The organism is Streptomyces viridiviolaceus (assembly GCF_014650995.1).
GTDB classification, from domain to species: Bacteria; Actinomycetota; Actinomycetes; order Streptomycetales; family Streptomycetaceae; genus Streptomyces; species Streptomyces viridiviolaceus.
In genome coordinates this window covers 1-1,216 of sequence record NZ_BMWA01000090.1, presented here as the reverse complement: position 1 = coordinate 1,216, position 1,216 = coordinate 1, and the positions used below count along the sequence as shown (strand labels likewise).

The 1,216-nt window shown below is 67.1% G+C and carries 1 pseudogene; it reads right to left on the bottom strand.

The features are described 5' to 3' along the window. Positions 1 to 1,216, bottom strand: a pseudogene (locus IE260_RS41010) (RNA-guided endonuclease InsQ/TnpB family protein); the annotation flags it as partial.

Sequence of the window (1,216 nt, the reverse complement as noted above, 5' to 3'; positions counted from 1 at the left end):
TCCGGCCTGGGTCGTCTGACCCTTCCGGGGGCTTCCTGCTTCACCGCGCTGTGCGGGCACGGGTGCCCGTCTTACCGGCGCTCCACAGGCGTTTAGCGTCTCCGCCCGTCCGGCGGCGACGATTCGGCGTCCTTCGAAGAGAACGTTGCGTGCTGCGTTGTGGTCGCGGTCGTGCACGGTGCCGCATTCGCCGCACGTCCATTCCCGGATGTGCAGGGGCTTGGGGCCGTCCCGGAATCCGCACGCCGAGCAGACCTGGGAGGACGGGAAAGCGCGGTCCGTCTTGGCGAAGGTGCGGCCGTGCAGAGCCGCCTTGTACTCCAGCATGCCGACGAACGCGGCCCATCCCGAGTCGTGCACGGACTTGGCGAGCCGGGTGCGGCAGAGACCGGACACCGCGAGGCTTTCCACGTACACCGCTTGGTTGTCGCGAATGATCTGTGTGGATGCCTTGTGGTGGAAGTCCCGACGCCGGTCGGTCACACGCGCGTGCTGGCGTGCGACCTTGATGCGGGCCTTGGCCCGGTTCTTCGATCCCTTGGCCTTACGGGACAGCTCCCGCTGCAGGCGCTTGAGTTTCTTCTCCGCGCGGCGCAGGAAGCGCGGGCTGTCGATCTTCCTGCCGTCGGACAGGACGGCGAACGTGGACAGACCGAGGTCGATACCGGCGTCGGTCTCCAACTCGGGCAGGACGTCCGGTGCGGTGTCCACGACGAAGCTGAGGAAGTACCGGCCGGAGCTGTCTTTGGTGATGGTCAGGGACGAGGGTGTGACCGGAAGCCTGCGGGACCACTTGACTTTGAGGTTGCCGACCTTGGCCACGTACACCGTGCCGTCGCTGTGGAGGCAGAAGGCGTTGGTGTTGAGGCGGATCGACTGCCGGGTGTCCTTCTTCGACTTGTAGCGGGGAGGGCCGACCTTACGGCCGGCCCGCTTGCCCTTGAGGCTGTCGAAGAAGTTCTAGTAGGCGGCATCCAGGTCCCGCAGGGACTGTTGCAGGACGACCGCCGACACGTCGGCGAGCCAGGCGCGTTCCTCGGTGCGCTTGGCCTGCGTGATGCGAAGACGGGACAGCTCGGCCGACGTCACATACGGCAGCCCCGCCGTGTGCGCTTCCTTCCGGGCGCGCAGGCAGTCGTTCCACACCACGCGTGCGCATCCGAACGCACTGTCCAGCGCACGGCGCTGTGTGGCGTCCGGGTAGGCCCGGTAGTTG